Source organism: Cupriavidus sp. 2SB (genome assembly GCF_005503625.1).
GTDB lineage: Bacteria > Pseudomonadota > Gammaproteobacteria > Burkholderiales > Burkholderiaceae > Cupriavidus.
The window spans coordinates 51622-71354 of record NZ_SCMX01000012.1 but is presented as its reverse complement, the minus strand read 5'-3'; the positions used below and the strand labels follow the sequence as shown (position 1 = coordinate 71354).

Sequence of the window (19733 nt, the reverse complement as noted above, 5' to 3'; positions counted from 1 at the left end):
CCCGCATTCTGCCAACAGGTCCCAGCGACTCCCCTTCCCTTCGCCGCTTGTTCAGACTGGAGCATCATCTTCGACGTGTTCACACGATGAAGTATTGTCCAATGACTGCCACAGGTCTTGCAGCGTAGGGTTGGCGTTGGCAATCGCCCGGTAGCACCTGATTTCCAATTGAGCAGTCCAGGTGTCGTGGCCCGCCTGGACGAGGCGTCCCGCTGCGATCTCCTCCGCAACCGCGCTTACCGGTAACCACGCAACGCCGTATCGCTCGACCACCATCTTCATCAGCAACATCGCCATGTCCGCCTCGTAGCAGCTACGCAGATGGTACGGTGCGTCGGCGCTGTTCAAGATCATATCGACAACGCGTCCCATGAATGTCGTGGCCGTGTACGCGAGGTACGGGAGCGGAGCGTCGGTCGTGCCCGGCAGCGAAAAGATCGGTTTGCCGCGGTCGTCTGGCGCAGATACAGGGATGAAATCCTCATGGCCTAACGTGATGCCGGCGAACTTGTCGCGGTCGAGCAGGATCGGCACGAGTGGATGGTGATAGCCGATCATCAAGTCGCAACTGCCTTCAGCCAATGCGACGACGGCATCGTGAACGTTCGCTGCGACGACTCGCGCATTGAAATCACCGGTTTGTTGGTGGAACTGCTTCAACCACCTTGGCAAGAACGTCAACGAGAGCGTATGGCCGGCGGCGATCTGGATGGAACGGCCTGGCATCTTTGCCTCCTGGCGCAGTTCCGAACGCAGTTCCGTAATGGCACCGACGGATTCTTTGCTTTGCTCGCAGAACCTGCGGCCAGCAGGCGTCAATTCGACCGGGTAGGTGCCTCGGTCTACCAATTCGACGCCAACCCAATCTTCCAGCGACTTTACGCGTCGAGAAAGTGCTGATTGCGTAACAAATCGGAGCTCTGAGGCCCGGGAGAAGCTGTGCGTCTGTTCGATCGCCAAAAGATCTTCGATCCACTTCAGTTGCATTTGGCACCTCTTTGCCGCTGAGGGTCACACGTACCCAAGTGGGCAGCCGAACGCCCACGTAAACCCCATGTATGGACCGAAAACGCAAGAAATAAGCGAATCCTGATCATCAAAGTACAGCATAAAGTGCGCTATGTGGCGCTCCAAGCAAAACTATTCTGGTATGGAATAGTTTCAATTTACATCCTCATAAAGTGGATTCCATTGCGCTCCTAGAATCCGGTTGGCAAACAAGGCGCACTGATGAGGAATGCGATGGCTATTCAACAAGATTTCAAGGGAACGCGGCGCGAGCATGACTTGCTTGGCTACCGCGAGGTGCCGGCAGACGCGTACTACGGCATTCATACGCTGAGGGCACTGGAGAACTTCCCGATCACTGGCGACCCAATCTCGCGTCCAAGGACCAGGATCACATTAAGATGGTCGTGGAGCAGAATCCGCAAATCCCGGATCGCACGGCAAATCTGCTGCGCCACGAAGCGGACCCGACAGTTGCACTCTACGCAACCTGCAAACGTCTGGAATCTGAGGGGGCAAACGCCATTGCGATCCCCTGCAATACCGCCCATGCGTATGTTGAGCGGATTCAGCCGCATCTCTCGATTCCGATCGTCAACATGCTGACGGAAACCATCGGACACATCGTCGGCAAGTATGGAAAGGGAACGAAAGTTGGACTTCTTGCGACGTCGGGCACGGTGGAGAGTCGGGTATATCACGATGCTGCCGCAGGGCAGCTAGAACTGATCACACCGTCGCCCGACTTCCAGGCGATGGTGATGGAGGCAATCTATGGCCCGACAGGCGTGAAGGCTGGCTACACGCAGGGGCACTGTGCAGCGTCGCTTCGGGCAGCCATCGAGCACCTCCAAAATAAGGGTGCGCAAGTCCAGATCCTCGGCTGCACCGAACTCCCGCTCGTTTTCTCGCAGACCGACAGCTTCCCGGTCGGAAGCGCGAGCGTCGCACTAGTGGACCCAACTGATGTCCTTGCAAAACGGTGCGTCCAGCTAGCGTCCTCCGCCCAGGCGTAGTCACCTACACAATGCTCTCCTCGAGGCGGCCTCACGCCTCGGCCCACGCACGACAGTTCATTGATGCCTTTTTTGCGCTTCACTCGTTTTCTTGCCGCCTCGGCATTTGCTTTCGGCGCCCTCCCCCTCCCCGCAACGGCCGCGCAGGCTCCACAGATTGCAGCACGCTCTTACATTTTGCTCGACAGCGGCTCGCATCGCGTCATGCTCGAGAAGAATGCTGACGAGCGTCTACAGCCCGCGTCGCTAACTAAAATGATGACAGCCTACGTCGTGCTTGACGCCCTGAAGGCGAGCACGATCAAGTGGGAACAGTTGGTGCGTGTGGAGGCCAGCGACCTTGCTCATGTGGGCGGCGACGAGGCAACCATGCGCCTCCAGGCCGGCCAGATCATCAGCATTCAGGACCTACTGACGGGTCTCATTGTTGTCTCAGCAAACGATGCGGCAATGGTCCTGGCCCGTACGGTCGCCGGGTCGGAGGACGCATTTCTAGGGAAAATGAACGATTACGCCAATCGTCTAGGGCTGAGTGCCAGTCACTTCGCCACCCCTTCCGGCATTACCACGCCAAACCACTACTCGACTGCCCGAGACATTGCCCACCTGTCGGTGCGCTTGACGGAGGATTTTCCGGTCTACCTGGCCTTCTCCGCTCAGCGGGATTTCAGCTATGGCAGCTTCACCAGACACAACAAGAATCGGCTGCTGGACGATCCAACTATCGATGGCCTGAAGACGGGCCATACTGCCAAGGCAGGCTATTGCCTGGCGGTCACGGCAAAGCGCTCGGTGGCCAAGGGCAAAGCGATGCGACGTGTTTTCGCTGTGGTTCTCGGCGCACCCTCCAACGATGGGCGCTTCGTCGCGGGCAGGCAACTGATCGATTACGGCTTTCATTGAGCCCGCTGCGGCTCTGAGCCGCTCGTCGCTGGGGATGGTCAACGGCAAGCAGCGGTATAGCCCTCTGACTGCATGTTGTGCCGGCGTATGGGGGCGCGCAATGCGAAGCACGAGAACTCCAGGTCGCCGTTGACGGGAGTTTGTGTAATTCCTGGCACGTTAAGACTCTCCCTCACTAGCGGGTTGACGATGCTCACCCCTGCGCTTGGCGAGCGTGATGCGAACCGGTGCCGGGGCAAACGCAGTCTCATGCCGGATGCGCTAACTCCCCTTTGCCCTGCGCCCGCGCGACGTCGGCTTCGCCGGCACACTTCTCCCATACTCATTCCACCACGCTGTCAGCGCCTCCATCGTGGCCCCCAAGCCGCGCGCCTTTGCCGTGATCTCGTACTCGACGCGCGGCGGCACCTCAGCAAACACCGTGCGCGATATTAGGCCATCCGCCTCCAATTCACGAAGCTGTGCCGTCAACATGTGCTGAGTGATCCCCGGTATGGCCTTGCGCAGTTCCCCAAAGCGATAGATCCGCTGGTTGAGCAGCCACATGATTTCCAGCTTCCACTTTCCCGACAGTAGCGCAAATGCCCGGCGCATTTCCTCGTGCATGTTGATCTCATCGCCGCCATTAGTCTTCTTTTCCATACTAACCACCAGTTTTTCATCCTACTTGCTGACTTTTAGCTTAGACGACATTCTGTTGCGTGTCGATGCAATCCCCCAGCTTTAGGAAACCTCATGACTCAAAGTTACGTGTACTGGATCAGCACGGCGCTGCTCTCCTTGCTCTATCTCGCTTCCGCGACGATGTATTTAGCCAAACGGGCTTGGGTTGTCCAGGCACTTACAGACCTTGGCTATCCCGGCTATCTCGTACCGTTTCTCACTGCGGTAAAGCTCCTGGGCGTGGCCGCCATTTTGGCGCGCGTCAGCGCGCCGCTAAGCGACCTGGCCTACGCCGGCATGTTTTATCACCTGCTGCTGTCTGGTTTGGCTCACCTTGGCGTCCGTGAACTGAGAGGTGCGCTGCCTGCGGTAGTCGGCGTTGTGCTGCTCGTTTCGTCGTTCGCAACACAGAACATCGCTCGCGAGACCCCGTCCCCCTACGCTCCATTTGCGGAGCGCCAAACATCCCTCAACTAACGGAGATCAACCATGGCTCGACTCAACGGAAAAGTCGCGATCATCACTGGTGCCAGCCGCGGCATCGCAAAACTGTTTGCCGCAGAAGGCGCCAAAGTGGCCGTTCTTTCGCGCACCCTGGCCAATGTGGATGCGGTCGTTGCCGACATTCGCGCTGATGGCGGAACGGCAATCGGCGCGCTTTGCGACATCGCCAATGCCGGCGAGATTAAGGCAGCGGTGGATAAAGTCGTCGCTACCTATGGCGGGATCGACATCCTCGTCAACAATGCCTTCGACTCATCCGCGCCGTTCTCTTCCATTACCGATCTGTCGACGGAACAGTTGCAGCGCAATTTCGAGATGGGACCGATTGCGTATCTGCGGACGATGCAGGCGGCGTACCCCTACCTCAAGGCGAGCGGTGAAGGACGTGTCATCAACTTCGGCTCAATGGCTGGTGTCCTGGGCTTGGTGGGATATGGTCCGTACAACATGGCCAAAGAGGCAGTGCGCGCTCTCACCCGCACCGCTGCCCGTGAGTGGGGCCCCGACAAGATCACGGTGAATAATGTACTGCCGGTGGCCGAGACATGGGGTCCGGAAACCAACGTCCCTCCGCCGACCAACCCGCTCGGCCGCTATGGTTCGCCGGAAGACGATATTGCGCCTGTCGTCCTGTTCTTGGCGAGTAAGGATGCCCAGTTTTTGACCGGATACAGCCTTACCCCCGACGGCGGCTCGATCATCGACAGCGCTCGATAGCTCGGAGCAACTGTCCGTGGTTCGAACACGTATGCAATGCTATCAAATTTGATCGGGCCACTAGCACCTGAGGCTGTGAAGCGGCAATTGAGAGAGAGATGAAAGTTACCCTTTTCGGAGCGACCGGGAAAACCGGGCCATCCCTTGTAAACGAGGGCCTGCAGCGCGGCTTCGAACTCACCGTCTTTGCACGTTCCAGCAGTAAGTTTGAGAACGCCAATGTGCAGATTGTCCGAGGCGAGTTTACCGATATTGACTTGTTGCGAGACGCAATCCGTGGATCAGATGCGGTGCTTTCGGCGCTGGGCCCTGCCAGGCAGCCACACCCGAAAGGTATGCCAATCACTACGGCGACCCGGGCAATCATCTCAGCGATGGAACGCGAGCAGGTGAAGCGGTTCATCGCGGTCTCGACCGGGACAGCCGCTGATCCTGGCGATGATTTCGACCTCAAGATCTGGCTGCCTGCCGCAATCATCAAGTTCGCGATGCCAAGTGCTTACGAAGATATGATCGGACTTGCAAGAGCGATCCGTATCTCGTCGCTTGATTGGACAATGGTTCGAGCGGCTGTATTGAAGAATCGCCACGCCGCGGAGCAACTCAACGTCGGCTTGTATGGTCACGCCAAGCATTCGCTGACGGTCGCCCGTGAAGACTTGGCCAAATTCATGTTTGATCAAATTGCGAACCACGATTTCGTTCGCCGGGCTCCCGGAATCAGCACCCGACAATGACTTCGGGGAGGAGACCGCTAAGCGCTTAACTGCCCGGCCCAGTGTTCATGAACGCTGATTTTCCGTCCTGCTTACAAAGCGGTAAAACACATCGATTTCCGGGACTGTTGGGAGTTGCACCGCCTTTCAGTCACGAACTGGACTCTCGGCGCATGAATGATGAGCGACCAAGAGTGTCGTACGGGACGGCGGCATTTGACGTCGGTGAAGGGCGCCTCCTACGGCCGTTCTCGTCAGTCCACAGCGCTGCCTCGAACTCTAATGGATGGCCTCGGCACGCAGCAGCTTCCACGTGCCAATTTGGTGGTCGAATACGGCCCCATCGGGAGCCACCGCAGATCGCACATCCCAAAATTGATACCGGTCTGCCTTCCCGCCGATGGCGATAGTTTGTCCGCGGGCAATGCTCGCGCCCTTCACCAACAAATGCCGGGTAATGATTCCGACAACATTCGCACAGTTTGGGATTTCGGCCGGGGCACTGACTTCCTTCATCCCAAAATTATGCATACCGCAACTATAGGCACCGCTGCCGGCCCCATCGACCGTCACGACAAACGCCCGAAGAATCCCATCGACGCCCTCGCTCGCGAAGTCCAGCCATTTTTGCGGCGTATGGGCAATGCCGACGTGCTCGACGAGCACACCCAGCGCCCCAGCTTGAACCACAGCGCTTGCCGCAGCCATCAGATGCATCATCCGATGCAAACTGCCCCCCGCGCCCTTGATAATGACGCACGACGCGTGCTGCCTCACTGCACGCATCTCGCTGGTGTCGTGCCAGTGCAGACCAAAACACCAAAAATCCAGCACGGTATTCCTACGACGTCCTTTCCGAAACTCGATGAGGACGCTCTCCCCCGTGTGCAAATCCGTGAGCATGCCGTCAACAAGACGATACTTTGGCGCTTGAGAACTTAGCGCGGATAGAAATTCGGCACGGGAGACCCACGCGCCCGGAAGGGAAAGAACAACGAGAGAGTTTTGCATCGGACGGCTACATGAAAGTTGTCGAAGCGGCGGCGGAGCGATGCTCGTCACATACCAACTTCGATTTGATCTAATCGACAAAGCAAGGCGTCGGTTAGCCAGGACAGGAAAGCGCACCATCCGCCGTGTGAGAGACCCTGGCCGTCAGGCGTATCGATCAGCCACCCCGACGACTGGCCCGGCGCGCAATCGAGTTGCCACCGTAGCCATCGACGGAGAGGCACCGTGAACTCCGACGGCACGTCGTCAAGGCGGATGTATTCTTCGGGTTCAGATTTGATGGTTTGCAGTCCGCCCGGCAACCAATTCGCCAATGCGCAGTGTCGTTGCGCTGGTGTCGACGTTCGTTCCTCCCTCGGAGGATCTTCGTAACCTACGGTCACCGCCGTCACGCAATCTTCGCAACTGAGCGCACCATCATTCTTTGCGCGTTGGATGTTGCGCAGAATCTCCTGCGTGCGAAGAAACTGGCGCTCGGAAATCTCCCGGGTCGCCCGGAGCCGGCGATTCGCCCGGTACAACGTTTCCAGCGGGTAGCGTTGGGCGAGTTGGACCACATCAAACAGGGTCGGACGCGCGAGGATGATAGGGATTTCCGCCGGGGTGCCGCGCAGTTTGGGGTTGGACCATAGGTGTGCACCCGCGCGAAACGCCAGGTCTCGGAATACAAATTTTTCAGCCATGGTACCCCTCCCAGCAACTCGAAACCGTCTTAGATCGACTCGCGCGATAGCACGGTGCCCTGCGGCACGTCCTCCGAACGATGCATCGTGCGCTTAACCGGTGCCACGACGCTAAGCGCCATGCCGACCAATTGCATTGGGCGAACGAGGTCCCGTTCCACATTGTCTAGCGATGCGATGGTCCGGAACGTTGTGCGCGGCCCCGGGCCCCGCGCATCGAACTCGTCCATGACGATTCGGTAGGCACCGGTCACCAGCGAATCGCCCGCGATGTTCTCGATCTCAAGCTGCCCAAGTGTTCGGCGGCAGTCTTCCTGTCCGTCTGGAATGAGTTCCACGGTCACGCGTAGCATGGTGTTCACTTCCCGCTGAGCGTGCTTGCGGCCATCCCCTGCAGTCGCTGGGTCAGGTCGCACCGTGTCGACGCGCTCGCAAGCCCCAGCGCCCCATCCGTCTCGACCAAGTGGTCGCGCAGCGCGACGGGCCAGCCCTCGCTGTCGTCGTCGATGGCCAGCCAATGTTCGGCCCGCAGCCCAGATCGCGCAACGTATCGCGCGATCTGGGCATACCGCGTGAGTTCGCTGAACCAGCTCGCGTCGATGCGGTGCGCACCCTCATGGTGTCGCGCCATGGCCGAATGCCAAGTAGCGCCGATCACGCGCGCCTGCAACGCAGCGGGCAGATAGGCTTGGGTTCGGCTGAAGCTCTTGAGCACGCGCACCCACGACGTGGAGAGAACAATCTGGACCTGGGGATAGGGGGCGAGAGCTTCCACGAGAATCGGCGCCCACATGAACAGCGAGCCTGCCGCACGCAATTGAGGCCGGCCATTGACCAGATAGGCCGCATCGGGGTGCAGAACACCGTCGTAGTCCAGAAACAAAATCATCGTGCATCGTGTCGTTGCGCTGACGCAGGGCAATGCGTAGCCGCTCGTGCCTGCCGCCCCAGATCCGCCGTTCGGCGGCAGGCCCTCTCGGTGCTATGCGCGCGGGGCGGCGATCGGTGTGCGCAGCAGTGTGACGCCGCGCGAAGCCCTTGGTTAAGGGCCGCTGCAAAGGCGGCATTGTGTCTCAACGACTACAGAATGAGAAGACCTTGACGCAAGAATATGTTCGGAAAGCCTTGTCTTTCATGGAAACGGCGAGCTTATATAGCAGGAAAATATTGTGACTCAACGACCACTGACAGATAAGGGAACGGTCCGCAATATGGACGCATGTCCCGTGTCCATCAGCCCTCCGCTCGTGAATTGCTCGCCCTGAATATTCGGCGACTGCGCGCGGCCTATGCATGGACGCAGGAAGATCTGGCCTGGCAAGCGGACATGGACCGTTCGTTTCTGGCACACGTCGAAAGGGCGGCCCGCAATTTGTCGATCGACGTCATTGAACGGCTGGCGCTCGCCCTGGAAGTCCCGGTCGCGGAACTGTTTCGCGTGCCAGACGTGACGCCCCCGCGCAAGCGCGCCCCGCGTCATTGAGCCAGGGGCGTTTGGCGCAGATTCCTCAGTCGATCTGAAAGAATTCCGGCTGCTGTCCGGCGTTGATGGCCCGCTGAAACCAGTCGGGACGCTCCCCTCGCCCATCCCAGGTTTGCCCCTCGGCATTTTGCGGTAGCGTGGCCGTGCCGCTGTGGGCGCGAAACAGCCGGCCGCCAATAAATCGGCCAGTGTCAGGCCCGATTGCGCCATCTTGATACGCACCCAGCGAATGGCGTCGGCGCGGGCAATCTCATGGGGCGCGTGCATGGGCGGTGGCTCGAAGCGGTTAGGCGGCGGCCTTGCGCCGTGCCCCGGATCGCACCTTGGCGCCGTCGCGCCAATTGCCCAGCAACTCGCGCGACAGGTCCCGTTCAGTCTCGGCACGCTCGGCCCGCCGGGTCATTTCTGCCAAGGCCTCCTGGGCGGCACCCAGTTGTTGCTGTCCGCTCTCCTGCGCGTCCTGCAGCGCCGCGCAACGTACCTGCGCCGCCTGCGCCTGGGCTTGCCAACTACCCAGCGCTTCGGCCGCGGCCACCGCTTCCTGCCGCTGCATGTCGCGCAAGCGATCCACCTCCACCCGCGCCGCATCGAGTCCCCGGTCACTCTGGCGCCGCGCCGTGCGTTCCTGGTCCAATTCCAGTTGGGCACGCCGCACGGCAGCGTCCCCGCGCGCCTCCATCGCTTCGAGTTGCTCGCGCATGCGCTCCAGCTCCGCCAGGAAATCACTGCGCGCGGCGCCCGCCTGCTCGCGCGCCGCCAGCAGTTCGCTCTGCAAGGCCTCCCGGTGCGTCGATGCGGCTGCTTCGGCGCCGCGCGCCTGCGCCACCTGCTCCTGCAACTGGCGGCATTCAGCCCGCAACGCCTCGCGCTCGCGCTCGAGCGCGGTGAGCGCGGCTTGAGCGTCGGCGAAAGCCATCTGCGCGGCATCCCGCTCGGCCGCGACGACTTGCTCCTGCGCCTCTATGTCTTGGCGCGTCGCGGCGAGTTCGGCCAAGACGGCTTCGCCGGCGGCGCGCCAGATGGTCTGGACGGCGTCGGCAGCCACCTGCTTCAGGCTGTCGGGGAGATCGGGATGGTCAATCGTGACCCGCGAACGGGCGCGCAGGTCTTGCCAGAACTGCTGCAGCGCCTGGGCCGGCGTGCCCATGCTGCCCTTGCGCACCAGTTGATAGAGCTTGTTGGTGGTGGGCGTGATGCCGTAGCGAAAGAACAGCAGCCCGCACACCTCGCGGTAGAGCGTGCGCGTGTCGGCGTGAAGGTGCCGCAACTGCTCGACCTCGGCTTCGAGGCGAAGGGGATCTACAGCGTCTGGCGTCATGGTCGAGCACCTTTTTGGACATTCAGAGTTAAATATTACTACGTAATACGTAGTGGATAACAAGATTCGTGTAAAAGTTTAGACATAAGTACGCTTATGTCTATAATATTGGCTCGAATCGCCTCCCCACGCTGCCCCTGTCGGTATGCATAAATTTGTGCCCTCTTTTTGCAGAATTTTGTTCCCGACCCCCATGGGCACGCCTGGCTGGCGCGCTGGAGCGCACGCACCGGCGGCAGGCGCGGCGTGACTCGGCTAGCTTGCGTGGCACGCCTGACGGCGAACGTCATCGCTTTGCGCAGCTGAATCCCGTCCATCGGATCGCCCCGCGCCGTCGGCGGGGTGAAGGCTGACGACGGACCGATGCGTTGGGGGAAGGTACAAAATTGCTTCAAGTGTCGGCTGGGGGAACAATTTCTTGCAGCGTTTCTCGACGCAATATTGTTACCATCGCCCTGCAATCGGCTTGCTGGCGTGCGACCAGCGGGAACAAATTTGTGCAAACCGACGCTTAGGCCGATACACCATGGAACTGCTCCCGATTAAACCTTTGGATGGCCTGGCCGCCCCGCTTCCCACCCCGCTGGAGCGCCTGCGCCTGACCCCGGCGCTGTCCGGCGCGGCCGGCAGCAACCGCGCGCCCGCCAGCGCCACGCGGATCGCCGCGGCCGACGACCTGGCCGCCGTCACCGCCTGGCTCGCGCGCTATGCCGACAGCACCGCGACGCTCACCACTTATCGCCGCGAGGTGGAGCGGCTGATCCTGTGGACCGTGCTCCAGGTGGGCAAGCCCTTGTCCTCGCTGACGCACGAAGACCTGCTCGCCTACGAGCGCTTCCTCGCCGATCCGCAACCCGCCGCGCGCTGGGTGCTGGCCGGCAGCAAGAAGCTTGCACGCGGCCACCCCGACTGGCGCCCGTTTGCCGGGCCGCTGTCGCCGTCCAGCGTGCGCCACGCGATGGTGATCCTGAACGCGCTGTTCGCCTGGCTGACCGAGGCGGGCTACCTGGCCGGCAACCCGCTTGCCCTCGCCCGCCGCCGGCGCGCCCCCACCCGAGCGCGCATCACCCGCTATCTGAGCCACGACCTGTGGGAAACGGTCAAAGACACCGTCGCGGCCATGCCGACCGAGACCGCGCGGGAACGCCGGCACGCCGCGCGCTGCCGGTGGGTGCTGACCGTGCTCTATCTGGGCGGCCTGCGCGCCTCCGAGCTGACGGCGACCCCCATGGGCGCGTTCTTCTGCCGGCGCGATGGCCAGGGCATCGAGCGCTGGTGGCTCGAGGTGACCGGCAAAGGCAACAAGACCCGGCTGGTGCCGGCGACCGACGAACTGATTGCCGAACTCGCGCGCTACCGTCGCGCCCACGACCTGCCGCCTACCCCGCAGTTCGGGGAGACGCGGCCACTGGTGCTGCCGGTGATTGGCAGAGAGGGTGGCGAGAAACCCCTGTCACGCGGCGCGCTGCACCTGATCCTGAAAGAGGTGTTTGGCATGGCCGCGGAGCGCCTGCGGGCGCGCGGGCCCGAGTGGGGGGCGCAGGCCGCGGTGCTGGCCAGCGCCTCGGCCCACTGGCTGCGCCACACCGCCGGCTCGCATATGACCGACCAGCAGGTCGACCTGCGTTATGTGCGCGACAACTTTGGGCACAGCTCGCTGTCGACGACGAGCGGCTATCTGCACAGCGAAGAGGATGCGCGGCACGAGGCCACGCAGGAGCGGCACCGCATCGGATGGATCAGGAAAGCATAAGGCGCGTCAGCACACCAAGCGAAGTGCATTTCCGCACCGATCTGGGATCGCATCAGAGATTGATGCCCAGCCTGATCGCAGGCCTCTACTACTCTTCCAGCCAGGCGTGCTGTCGCCTGGCCGCGTCCTCGCCGATCTTGGCCGTATGGGCCGCTGCCTGTTCAAGCCAAGGCGCATGCGCCCTGGGAACGACCAGCATCGCCAAACCCAGTCCGTCCAACGCACGCAGGGCGTGCTCGAGATTGACGCCCTTGCCGTTCTCGAGCTTGGACAGCATGCCGACCGAGACCCCGCAATGTCTTGCCGCCTGGTCAATGGGCATCCTTTTCCCTGCCCGCGTTGCTCGAATGCGGTCGCCCAGTTGGTGAATGGTGCGAATCGTCGCACGCGACGGTGGCTTCGGATCAGGTAGTGGTCGTGGCATGGAGGTCGTTCTTGCAAAAGGAACACCAGCGTGGAGAGCGGTTTTCTGTGTTGTTTCACTATCGTGAAATTATACTCTCACAATGGCGGCCGGATGCCGGCAAAGATCTGCGCCTGCTAATAAGCACTTCGCAGAGGGTGGCAATTGCAGACACGGCATCGAAAGACCCCAGAAGAGACCGAACACTACGGTCCTGGACGCAACCTCCGTAGTCTCTACTGGGGCCAGGCCCCAACACCTTGACTGCTCTCGGGAGAGCTAGCGTTCTCTTCGCTGCGTCGGACCCGTCGCGATGAAAGGATGCTTAGAAAGCGGTGAAGCCCGTCAACGCGGATATCTCGCGCGTTGTCCGCAAGACCGGTATCAGGACAGGTGGAGGTTGATCGGTGCGAGTTTAACTTGATAGGACTGGGTGAACGATGACCTCATGTCCACGCGTCGCGGGCGCTCAAAGTGAGCGCTCATCTCATGGAAGAGCGCGCATCATGTTTGTTGAGGAAGCACAACAGCGCTAGGCCGGTGAATGCCGCTGCTGCTTCGATTCCAAGCAACATTCGAACGAGATCATTTGGCCACCCGTCAGCGGAAATGCTGACCAGCCGCCCGAGCACCAGGCCGCTGGTGAACACGACGTTGATCCACATCGAGGGCTTTCGCCACGCCTTCGAGAGTAGACCCAGGGCCAGCAACAGACTGATACCGAGATGCATGCCACCGTAGTTGGCACGGATCTCATTGAAGGCATTCACCGAATGGGGTTGCATATCGAGGCCCGCCATTGCCGTAGCGGGGTCGTGAAACGTATGCAAGCCAATTAGCAGGAAAGCCAGTGCCGAAACGGCCAGGTATATTTGAGAGAGGCGATGCATGAGTTGGCTCTCAGGTAGCGGACGTTGACGGAGTGGGTGTCGACTCACTGCCGGTCGGCTCGTTCCTGTCCACCGTCCATGTGTGGATGGGTTCATGACCACGGCGCACCCATTCCGGCGGCCGCCACAGGTGTTGCAGTCGCTGCCACACGGGCCCCGGTGACATCACGTCACGCCACATGTCGACAAACTCGTGGAGATTCAGCACCAGGATATTGTAGGACTTAATCTGTTGGGTGATGCCGTATTGCACCGTCTCCCGTTCTTCTTCGAAAGTGCCAAACATGCGATCGAAAATGATCAACATGCCACCGTAGTTCTTGTCGATATATTGGTCGTTTCGGCCATGATGGGCACGGTGATGGGACGGTGTATTGAAGATGTACTCAATCCAGCCAGGAAGGCGGCGGATCAGTTCGGTATGAATGAAATACTGATAGGACAGATTCACGGCCAGGATGAGTGCGACTGCGGCCGGCGGCACACCGAGGAGCACGGGAGGAAGGAAAAAGATGAAACTCCCAGCGACCACATTGAGCATCGATTGTCGTGCCGCCGTAGTGAAGTTCATGTTCTCGCCGGTATGATGAACGACGTGCGCCGCCCAAAACCAGCGGATTCGATGGCTGGCGCGATGAAACCAGTAGTAGCAGAACTCGACCGACAGAATGATTGGGAGAATGGTCCAACCGTCCACCGGGATATCAAACAAACGTTTTGAATATACCCACGCATAGATGGATCCTGTCACAAGAGCCACTCCCAGGGGCTCCATGATCTGGTAAGTGGTGCCCAATGCGATGTTCGCCCACACCTCTTTCCAGTTCAGTGTCGATTCGGCTCTACGCCTTCGATTGATCAGGGTCTCGAGACTGAATGCAATGATGAAGAGAGGAACCATGCTGAGCATGAACGCCTGCTTCCAATCCACGGACTTCCCAAATATGGAATGCAGCCAGTTCATCATATCGGACGGCAATTTAGACTCCTGTTCGCTTGGCTTGCCGACAGTTTGATCAAACTGGTGACCCTCCGCATTGACAGTCCTCGACACTTTCTTGACACTTCGCGACATTGTTCATTGTCATCCCATGTCCGCGCCCACCGCTTACTACGCCAGCACCTACGTGAACCTGCTTTTCGACTACTTGCAGGACCAAGGGCTGGATGCCGTGCATGTGCTGGGGGAATCCAGCCCTAATTGCCAGGAAGTGCGACTCTACGCGCTCGATCACTGGCGGCGTTTGCTTGAGCGTGCCGCCGAGGTTTGCAATGATCCGCTCCTCGGATTGCACGTTGGCCAGCGCATTGCGCCTGCGCATCTCGGCGTGCTTGGATACGCACTTGGGGCTTGCCCTGACGTCGGGGCTGTCTTGCAACGCTGGCAACAGTACGACCGTGTGGTTGCAAACGTTACGCCGGCGGAGCTAAGAACCGAAGGTAAGTCCGTCGTGATGACGTGGCCCCGTTCGACGGAACCAACGGGGCCGCTCGTTGACGAAACGGCCTTGGCTGCGATGACCCGTTTCACGCGAGCCATGACAGATGGTGATGTGAGGCTGGAGGAGGTGTGCTTTGTTAACGCAACACCTCAAGACACCACCCCTTATCTTGCATACTTCGGCTGCCCGGTGAAGTTCGACCAACCGGAGACGAGTCTGCGCTTCCCCGTCGACCTTTTGCAGGCGCCTCTGCGTCAACCTGATGAAGCGCTACTGCGAATCATGGAGCTTCAGGTACAGGCTCTGCTGGGTGCCATGCCGAAGATGGATGACATGGAACATGCCATCAGGCAAGCGGTAGCCGGGCTCGCGCGTCAAGGCGAAGTGAGCCTTGAAACAGTGGCTTCCTCCATGCACATGACCCCCCGCACGTTGCAGCGGCGACTCGACAAACTGGGTCTGAAATTTCGCGAGCTACGTGACGACACGAGACGCCGGATTGCAGAGAATTACCTAAAAGATCCACGGCTTTCGCTCGCTGAGGTGGCCTGGATACTTGGGTACTCGGAGCACAGTGCATTTACTCGCGCATTCCGGAGATGGACATCGCAGAGCCCGCAAGCCTGGCGCCGCGAAATGGATGCGTGATCCGCTACGGGCAACAGCGCAGTCGCCCATGTGATTGCAGCGCTGAAGGTTTTAGGCTGGCCTCCTCGGCCCAAGTCCCAAGCTCTCGCACCGGGTTGCATGGCCTTCCATCGCCGCTACGGCGGAGTAAGCGACCCGCCCTGGCCCGTCGCCTCACGTGGCGGAGAAGCTGTTGAGCTTCTACCCGACTCATCTTTGAGACGACGGGAAAGCAGGTACTTCCATGCCGTCTACTTACTGCGAATCACCTCGGTGATTGGCTCGAAATAGCAACCATATTTGACATCGCCCACCGTGTCACTCATTTGCATCTCCGCTGTGTTGACGCGAGCCTGGATCCCATCTGTGACGACCTGCGGGTCAGCGGCCTCGCAGTTATAGAGTGCCAGGTACTGCCACGGATGAGGCCCCGCTTTTCGCTGCTGCTCCGTGCGACTGAAGCGCTGTGCGCTCACCACGCCCGGTACGCGCAACACGTCTGGAAGGTGCTGCTCGGTATACCAGCGATTGAACTCTTCTTCACGCCCCGGAACCGCGTTCGTGAGTACCAGATAGGTGAACTTGACCATTCTTATCTCCTTAAGGTTATTGAAGTACAGGGAATGTCCAGCGGCCGATGCCCTGTGACGCGCCCGTGATGGGTATGTGTTGACTGGCGAGTCCCTTGTTCACGTGGTCCTCTTTGCTGGAACCCGCGCTTTGGCATTCCGGCGGTTTCGGCGCTTGAGAGAAAGGGTGTGGCCCAACGCTTCCATCAAACGACGCAAGCCCGTAGACGTTCCCATTCGATGCTGGGAAATCTATGCTGCAACCTTTCGTCCCCGTGTAAGGGGACAACCGGGAAGAAGGCGACGGAGCAAGCTCGAAACGCCAGTGAACAGAGTTCTCCGAAAACTTCAACGAGCGGATGTGCGTGAATTTCGTATCAAGTCTGCGGCCTTCTCTGCCATGGCCATAATGGGAAGGTTCGTGTTCCCACTGATGATCGTTGGCATCACAGATCCATCAATTACTCTCAAGTTCTCAACCCCGCGCACTTTCAACTCCTCGTCAACAACAGCGTTGTCGTCGACTCCCATGCGACACGTGCCAACCGGGTGATAGATGGTTTCCGCATGCGAGCGTATCCATGCCTTACGGGCTGCACCGGTGGAGAAAGCATCGATGTCGAGCCTTCGTTTGATGTACTTCCGGAGCGCCGGCTGGTCGACAATCTCGCACGTGCGTTCCACGCCGCGCACCAAACTCTCCAGGTCAGACTCGTCTGAGAGGAAGCGAGGGTCGATTCGGGGAGAATCGGACGGATCTGAAGAACGCAGTCGCAGCACGCCTCTACTTTTTGGACGCAGCTGGCATACGCGGACTGCAAATCCGTGGGGAACTTTTTCGTTAGGCGGTGGATTGCGCAGCGCAATGATCAGATGGGCCTGCCACTCAGGCAGATCCGGATTTCTGTCGGAGTTGTAAAATGCTCCTGCCTCAACGCCTTGAGAGGAAGCCGGCCCGCCTCCTGAAAGAAGATAGCGAGCTCCTGCCATTCCGCCTCTTACCAGGCCGATATAGGGCGTGAGCGTATTGGGCTGCGACGCTTCTAAGCGAATCGCGCAATCAAGATGGTCCTGAAGGTTCTCACCGACGCCTTGCAGATCGACCACGGGAGCGATACCAATCGACTGCAGATGTTTGGCCGGTCCGATCCCCGAAAGCATCAGGAGTTGCGGTGAGGCAATGGCCCCTGCTGTCAGAATCACTTCGCGGTCCGCGCGAAGCTCCACCTCCTCCCATCCATCCTCAATCACTACGCCTTGCGCTCGCTTTCCGGCAAGGAGAATCCTGCGGACTTTACAGTTCGCCATCAATGTCAGATTGGATCGGTTACCTGCTCGATCCAGGTAACGATAAGCACCGGATCGCTTTCCCTCGGCAATCGTAAGCTCGTAGAATCCTGCGCCTACCTGCGACGCCCCATTGAATCCGTTGTTCTCCGGCATACCGGCCGATACTGCGCTCTCTATGAACGCAGTCGATATGGCGTTTTGCTGCGTGCCGTATGACAGGCGAATCGGACCCGCGTACCCGCGATCGTCATTCCTCGCCTTCGTTACCAGTGATGCATCCTCAATCTTTCGAAAGTACGGACGAAGGGATTCATAGTCCCAGCCCGACAGGCCCTGAGATGCCCAGTTGTCGTAATCGGATCGGTTCCCCCGGATAGCAATCATGGAATTGATCGAGGATGAACCGCCCACCACCTTGCCCCGGGGTATATAAATATTCCGATTGTCCAGTTGTGTCTGGGGCTCCGTCCAATAGCGCCAGTTGAATTTTTGGCTCTTATAGAGAACCCGGATCCCTGCCGGCATCTGAACAAAGATGGATGACGCGGGAGCGCCCGCCTCTATCAGCAGTACCTTGACGCTGGGATCTTCACTCAGCCGAGAAGCGAGAACACACCCTGCCGAGCCGGCGCCGATAACAATGTAGTCGTATGTAGCGGTTTTCATAATCAGGAGATCACTCAACGCGAGCCGATGCCTTGAGCGCCATGCGCACGCGGCGAATGTGCTCGTCCGACTGTCCGAGCTCATCAATCGGTACTCGTGACGTTTCAGGAGACGCCAAGATGGCAAAAATAGACAACACTGCGCCCCCCATCATGAAATAGGCGGGTGATGAAGGGTTTCCGGTCAGCTTCGTCAGAGAAGCGCTGATTAAAGGAGCGGTGCCGCCAAATAGCACCATGGCCACGTTGTAGCCTACCGACATGGCGCTGTAGCGTGTGCGTGTCGGAAACAACTCCGTCATCATGCAGAACGGCGCGCTGCCATACATCCCCATCAATACCCCGACGCTAGCCATCGTGGCAATTACCACCTCTGGTGTCGAGCCCACGACGATCCGGAACAAAGGAAGCGCAACGACGAGGTATGCCAATGCCGCCGTAAAGGCGACGGGTCGTCGACCCACGCGGTCGGATAGCGCTGCAGCGAATGGGATCACAATCACTGAACCCAGAAAGGCCAGGCCGGACGCCGCTAGAGCTTGCCCGCTACTCAACCGTCCAGTTGACACGAGATAAGACGGGAGATACGCCAGGATCAAGTAGTAAGGGATGCCGTGTGAGATCGCTACGCCAAGACATTTGACAATGCTTCGCCAGTCGTCACGAAGGGCTTCGCGCAATGGTGCTTGTGCCGCGCCCTCGCGTTCCAAGTGCAACCGGAATGCCGGTGTTTCCTCGATGCGCAGCCGCAGCCAGAACGCACCCAACCCAATCGGACCAGCGATCAGGAAGGGCAATCGCCAGGCCCATGCCTCAACTGCCGTCTGACCAAAAATGCTGGTGATCGCCAGAACAAGACCGGATCCGCTCAACGCACCAATTCCAGCCGACATACCGAAGAACCCGATCACAACGCCACGCCGGCGTGTCGGGGCGTACTCGGCAAGGAATGCGAGTGCTCCACCTGCTTCGCCTCCCGCGGAAAATCCCTGAATCATGCGTAGGGCTACCAGCAGCAAAGGAGCGGCGATGCCAATCGCCTCGTATCCCGGTAGGACACCGACCAACCCCGTCGAAACGCTGATCAAACCAACGACAATCGCGAGCGTATCGCGCCGTCCAAGCCGGTCTCCCAGCGATCCAAAAAACAGAGCGCCGAGTGGTCGGGTAACGAATGCGACGGAGAATGCCGCGAAAGCCGCTATCAGGCTAACGATCGGGTCGCTGCTTGGGAAGAACACCTTCGCCAGGGTGGCGGAAAGATAGCCATACAACGAGTAGTCAAACCACTCCAGCATGTTTCCCACGGCGGCACCGGAGATCGGCTTGAGAACATCCCGGACCCGCTGGGGGGTGGGGGTCGAACCTCTTCGGGGATGATGTTGCATTGATTTTGTCTCCACTTCTATAAGCAATGTTTGAAAAACCGAAGCGCGCTTACTCTTATTTGTGGTAAATATTAGGTAGCCTACCTATTACAATCAAATAGGCGTTTACCCTCCCATCAACGAAGTCAGGTGGCTGATTTTGAGCCGCAAATGACACTTTTACGCTTTATCTTGACAGACCATCGTGGCGACCTACGCTCTATGTAATCGATTGCATCGTGGAATGGGCTATGCGCCGATGCGAACGAGTGTTGAAAGACCTGCTTTTTTCTTGCGGTGGCCCCCCTAACTAAAGTCGATCACCCCGGAGGTAGCTATGTCACTGATGGCAGCGGTACGCGAGGCGTTCAATCAATGGGAGCGCTTTCGATTCATGTCGATGTTCGAGTACCTCAGTGCCGAGTTAGGGGAGAGCTGGAGCCTATTTATTTGATTTGTAGGCTGCCAAAGCGAGGTCGCTTCGGCTTTCTCGCTTGCCTTCTTGCACCGGCTTCACTGTCCCCCCGCGCCTCTTTAACAACGCGTCGTGAGGCTGCCCCCTTGGTCAGCGAGTGGTGGCGATCGCGCACTTCTAACCCCACGTCCATGCGGGTGTTTTTTCACGCCTATGCATAGGTAAGAACCGAAGCCCTGCGATCCCGACCTTACGGAAGGTCCCGGCGTCAAAGGTGGCCTCCAGCAGGT

Annotated in this window: 21 protein-coding genes and 1 pseudogene; 8 read left to right on the top strand and 14 right to left on the bottom strand. The window is 59.4% G+C overall.

The genetic code is table 11. From position 1 onward, the window contains the following. Nucleotides 1–51 precede the first annotated feature (51 nt). Nucleotides 52–987, bottom strand: coding sequence for a LysR substrate-binding domain-containing protein (locus FFS21_RS08345; RefSeq protein ID WP_052495059.1), 936 nt, complete (start codon nt 985–987; stop codon nt 52–54). 410 nt (nt 988–1397) lie between these two features. Between FFS21_RS08345 and FFS21_RS08340 the strand changes: the two are divergent. Together FFS21_RS08340 and FFS21_RS08335 are read left to right on the top strand one after the other, a co-directional pair. Then, a pseudogene (locus FFS21_RS08340) lies at nt 1398–2024 on the top strand (aspartate/glutamate racemase family protein); the annotation flags it as partial. A gap of 63 nt (nt 2025–2087) precedes the next feature. Further along, nucleotides 2088–2927, top strand: coding sequence for a D-alanyl-D-alanine carboxypeptidase family protein (locus FFS21_RS08335; RefSeq protein WP_052495066.1), 840 nt, complete (start codon nt 2088–2090; stop codon nt 2925–2927). A gap of 261 nt (nt 2928–3188) precedes the next feature. Here the strand turns inward: FFS21_RS08335 and FFS21_RS08330 are convergent, their stop codons facing one another. After that, on the bottom strand, nt 3189–3569 hold the full coding sequence (locus FFS21_RS08330; protein WP_043355288.1) for a winged helix-turn-helix transcriptional regulator: 381 nt from the start codon (nt 3567–3569) through the stop codon (nt 3189–3191). Nucleotides 3570–3662: 93 nt separating this feature from the next. Here FFS21_RS08330 and FFS21_RS08325 point away from each other — a divergent pair, with 93 nt between their 5' ends. From FFS21_RS08325 to FFS21_RS08315, 3 genes are all read left to right on the top strand, one after another. Further along, the gene (locus tag FFS21_RS08325) at nt 3663–4067 is read left to right on the top strand and encodes a DoxX family protein (protein WP_043355290.1); all 405 of its coding nucleotides are present in this window, start codon (nt 3663–3665) and stop codon (nt 4065–4067) included. A 12-nt stretch (nt 4068–4079) separates the two neighbouring features. Continuing rightward, nucleotides 4080–4811, top strand: coding sequence for an SDR family NAD(P)-dependent oxidoreductase (locus FFS21_RS08320; protein ID WP_043355291.1), 732 nt, complete (start codon nt 4080–4082; stop codon nt 4809–4811). Nucleotides 4812–4909: 98 nt separating this feature from the next. Further along, nucleotides 4910–5548: an NAD(P)-dependent oxidoreductase gene (locus FFS21_RS08315; protein ID WP_043355292.1), complete on the top strand. Its 639-nt coding sequence runs from the start codon at nt 4910–4912 to the stop codon at nt 5546–5548. Nucleotides 5549–5806: 258 nt separating this feature from the next. Here FFS21_RS08315 and FFS21_RS08310 read toward each other — a convergent pair whose 3' ends face one another. Genes FFS21_RS08310 through FFS21_RS08295 form a run of 4 tightly spaced genes read right to left on the bottom strand, consistent with a single transcriptional unit; the run spans nt 5807 to nt 8110 of the window. After that, entirely contained in the window at nt 5807–6538 is a 732-nt protein-coding gene (locus tag FFS21_RS08310) for a hypothetical protein (protein ID WP_066735637.1), read from the bottom strand. A gap of 47 nt (nt 6539–6585) precedes the next feature. Further along, nucleotides 6586–7221, bottom strand: a complete 636-nt coding sequence (locus tag FFS21_RS08305; protein WP_043355296.1) for a hypothetical protein — start codon at nt 7219–7221, stop codon at nt 6586–6588. 29 nt (nt 7222–7250) lie between these two features. Further along, nucleotides 7251–7583 (bottom strand): hypothetical protein, encoded by a 333-nt coding sequence (locus FFS21_RS08300; protein ID WP_043355298.1) that lies wholly within the window; start codon nt 7581–7583, stop codon nt 7251–7253. Continuing rightward, nucleotides 7580–8110, bottom strand: coding sequence for an HAD domain-containing protein (locus tag FFS21_RS08295; protein ID WP_043355300.1), 531 nt, complete (start codon nt 8108–8110; stop codon nt 7580–7582). The genes FFS21_RS08300 and FFS21_RS08295 overlap by 4 nt, the downstream gene beginning before the upstream one ends. A gap of 330 nt (nt 8111–8440) precedes the next feature. On the opposite strand from FFS21_RS08295, the gene FFS21_RS08290 reads away from it, so the two are divergent. Beyond that, nucleotides 8441–8704 carry a helix-turn-helix domain-containing protein gene (locus tag FFS21_RS08290; RefSeq protein ID WP_043355301.1) on the top strand — a complete coding sequence of 88 codons (264 nt, stop codon included), beginning with the start codon at nt 8441–8443 and terminating at the stop codon, nt 8702–8704. Nucleotides 8705–8729: 25 nt separating this feature from the next. Here the strand turns inward: FFS21_RS08290 and FFS21_RS32885 are convergent, their stop codons facing one another. Together FFS21_RS32885 and FFS21_RS08280 are read right to left on the bottom strand one after the other, a co-directional pair. Then, complete coding sequence (locus FFS21_RS32885; RefSeq protein ID WP_370459387.1) at nt 8730–8870, bottom strand: H-NS family nucleoid-associated regulatory protein; 141 nt, start codon at nt 8868–8870, stop codon at nt 8730–8732. Nucleotides 8871–8990: 120 nt separating this feature from the next. Next, entirely contained in the window at nt 8991–10022 is a 1032-nt protein-coding gene (locus FFS21_RS08280; protein ID WP_043358190.1) for a DNA-binding protein, read from the bottom strand. 526 nt (nt 10023–10548) lie between these two features. Here FFS21_RS08280 and FFS21_RS08275 point away from each other — a divergent pair. Beyond that, nucleotides 10549–11775: a tyrosine-type recombinase/integrase gene (locus tag FFS21_RS08275; RefSeq protein ID WP_043355303.1), complete on the top strand. Its 1227-nt coding sequence runs from the start codon at nt 10549–10551 to the stop codon at nt 11773–11775. A gap of 88 nt (nt 11776–11863) precedes the next feature. Here the strand turns inward: FFS21_RS08275 and FFS21_RS08270 are convergent, their stop codons facing one another. From FFS21_RS08270 to FFS21_RS08260, 3 genes are all read right to left on the bottom strand, one after another. Then, on the bottom strand, nt 11864–12199 hold the full coding sequence (locus FFS21_RS08270; RefSeq protein WP_043355318.1) for a helix-turn-helix domain-containing protein: 336 nt from the start codon (nt 12197–12199) through the stop codon (nt 11864–11866). A 461-nt stretch (nt 12200–12660) separates the two neighbouring features. Continuing rightward, entirely contained in the window at nt 12661–13068 is a 408-nt protein-coding gene (locus tag FFS21_RS08265) for a DUF4345 domain-containing protein (protein ID WP_043355321.1), read from the bottom strand. 10 nt (nt 13069–13078) lie between these two features. Next, nucleotides 13079–14143 carry a sterol desaturase family protein gene (locus FFS21_RS08260; RefSeq protein ID WP_306418434.1) on the bottom strand — a complete coding sequence of 355 codons (1065 nt, stop codon included), beginning with the start codon at nt 14141–14143 and terminating at the stop codon, nt 13079–13081. A gap of 16 nt (nt 14144–14159) precedes the next feature. Between FFS21_RS08260 and FFS21_RS08255 the strand changes: the two genes are divergently transcribed. Next, nucleotides 14160–15158 carry an AraC family transcriptional regulator gene (locus tag FFS21_RS08255; protein ID WP_043355323.1) on the top strand — a complete coding sequence of 333 codons (999 nt, stop codon included), beginning with the start codon at nt 14160–14162 and terminating at the stop codon, nt 15156–15158. Between the two features lie 230 nt (nt 15159–15388). On the opposite strand, the gene FFS21_RS08250 is transcribed toward FFS21_RS08255, so the two are convergent. From FFS21_RS08250 to FFS21_RS08240, 3 genes are all read right to left on the bottom strand, one after another. After that, nucleotides 15389–15727: an EthD domain-containing protein gene (locus FFS21_RS08250; RefSeq protein WP_052495067.1), complete on the bottom strand. Its 339-nt coding sequence runs from the start codon at nt 15725–15727 to the stop codon at nt 15389–15391. Nucleotides 15728–16054: 327 nt separating this feature from the next. Further along, complete coding sequence (locus FFS21_RS08245; protein WP_196765235.1) at nt 16055–17680, bottom strand: GMC family oxidoreductase; 1626 nt, start codon at nt 17678–17680, stop codon at nt 16055–16057. Next, complete coding sequence (locus FFS21_RS08240; RefSeq protein WP_063778466.1) at nt 17673–19049, bottom strand: MFS transporter; 1377 nt, start codon at nt 19047–19049, stop codon at nt 17673–17675. Before FFS21_RS08240 ends, FFS21_RS08245 begins: the two co-directional genes overlap by 8 nt. Nucleotides 19050–19733 lie beyond the last annotated feature (684 nt).

Excerpts from the sequence above, each read along its gene's own strand:
- FFS21_RS08310 (WP_066735637.1), bottom strand. The coding sequence starts at position 6,538 with ATGCAAAACTCTCTCGTTGTTCTTTCCCTTCCGGGCGCGTGGGTCTCC.
- FFS21_RS08255 (WP_043355323.1), top strand. The coding sequence starts at position 14,160 with ATGTCCGCGCCCACCGCTTACTACGCCAGCACCTACGTGAACCTGCTT.
- FFS21_RS08345 (WP_052495059.1), bottom strand. The coding sequence starts at position 987 with ATGCAACTGAAGTGGATCGAAGATCTTTTGGCGATCGAACAGACGCAC.
- FFS21_RS08250 (WP_052495067.1), bottom strand. The coding sequence starts at position 15,727 with ATGGTCAAGTTCACCTATCTGGTACTCACGAACGCGGTTCCGGGGCGT.
- FFS21_RS08320 (WP_043355291.1), top strand. The coding sequence starts at position 4,080 with ATGGCTCGACTCAACGGAAAAGTCGCGATCATCACTGGTGCCAGCCGC.
- FFS21_RS08275 (WP_043355303.1), top strand. The coding sequence starts at position 10,549 with ATGGAACTGCTCCCGATTAAACCTTTGGATGGCCTGGCCGCCCCGCTT.
- FFS21_RS08240 (WP_063778466.1), bottom strand. The coding sequence starts at position 19,049 with ATGCAACATCATCCCCGAAGAGGTTCGACCCCCACCCCCCAGCGGGTC.
- FFS21_RS08325 (WP_043355290.1), top strand. The coding sequence starts at position 3,663 with ATGACTCAAAGTTACGTGTACTGGATCAGCACGGCGCTGCTCTCCTTG.
- FFS21_RS08335 (WP_052495066.1), top strand. The coding sequence starts at position 2,088 with ATGCCTTTTTTGCGCTTCACTCGTTTTCTTGCCGCCTCGGCATTTGCT.
- FFS21_RS08330 (WP_043355288.1), bottom strand. The coding sequence starts at position 3,569 with ATGGAAAAGAAGACTAATGGCGGCGATGAGATCAACATGCACGAGGAA.
- FFS21_RS08260 (WP_306418434.1), bottom strand. The coding sequence starts at position 14,143 with ATGTCGCGAAGTGTCAAGAAAGTGTCGAGGACTGTCAATGCGGAGGGT.
- FFS21_RS08265 (WP_043355321.1), bottom strand. The coding sequence starts at position 13,068 with ATGCATCGCCTCTCTCAAATATACCTGGCCGTTTCGGCACTGGCTTTC.
- FFS21_RS08280 (WP_043358190.1), bottom strand. The coding sequence starts at position 10,022 with ATGACGCCAGACGCTGTAGATCCCCTTCGCCTCGAAGCCGAGGTCGAG.
- FFS21_RS08295 (WP_043355300.1), bottom strand. The coding sequence starts at position 8,110 with ATGATTTTGTTTCTGGACTACGACGGTGTTCTGCACCCCGATGCGGCC.
- FFS21_RS08315 (WP_043355292.1), top strand. The coding sequence starts at position 4,910 with ATGAAAGTTACCCTTTTCGGAGCGACCGGGAAAACCGGGCCATCCCTT.
- FFS21_RS08305 (WP_043355296.1), bottom strand. The coding sequence starts at position 7,221 with ATGGCTGAAAAATTTGTATTCCGAGACCTGGCGTTTCGCGCGGGTGCA.
- FFS21_RS08290 (WP_043355301.1), top strand. The coding sequence starts at position 8,441 with ATGTCCCGTGTCCATCAGCCCTCCGCTCGTGAATTGCTCGCCCTGAAT.
- FFS21_RS08270 (WP_043355318.1), bottom strand. The coding sequence starts at position 12,199 with ATGCCACGACCACTACCTGATCCGAAGCCACCGTCGCGTGCGACGATT.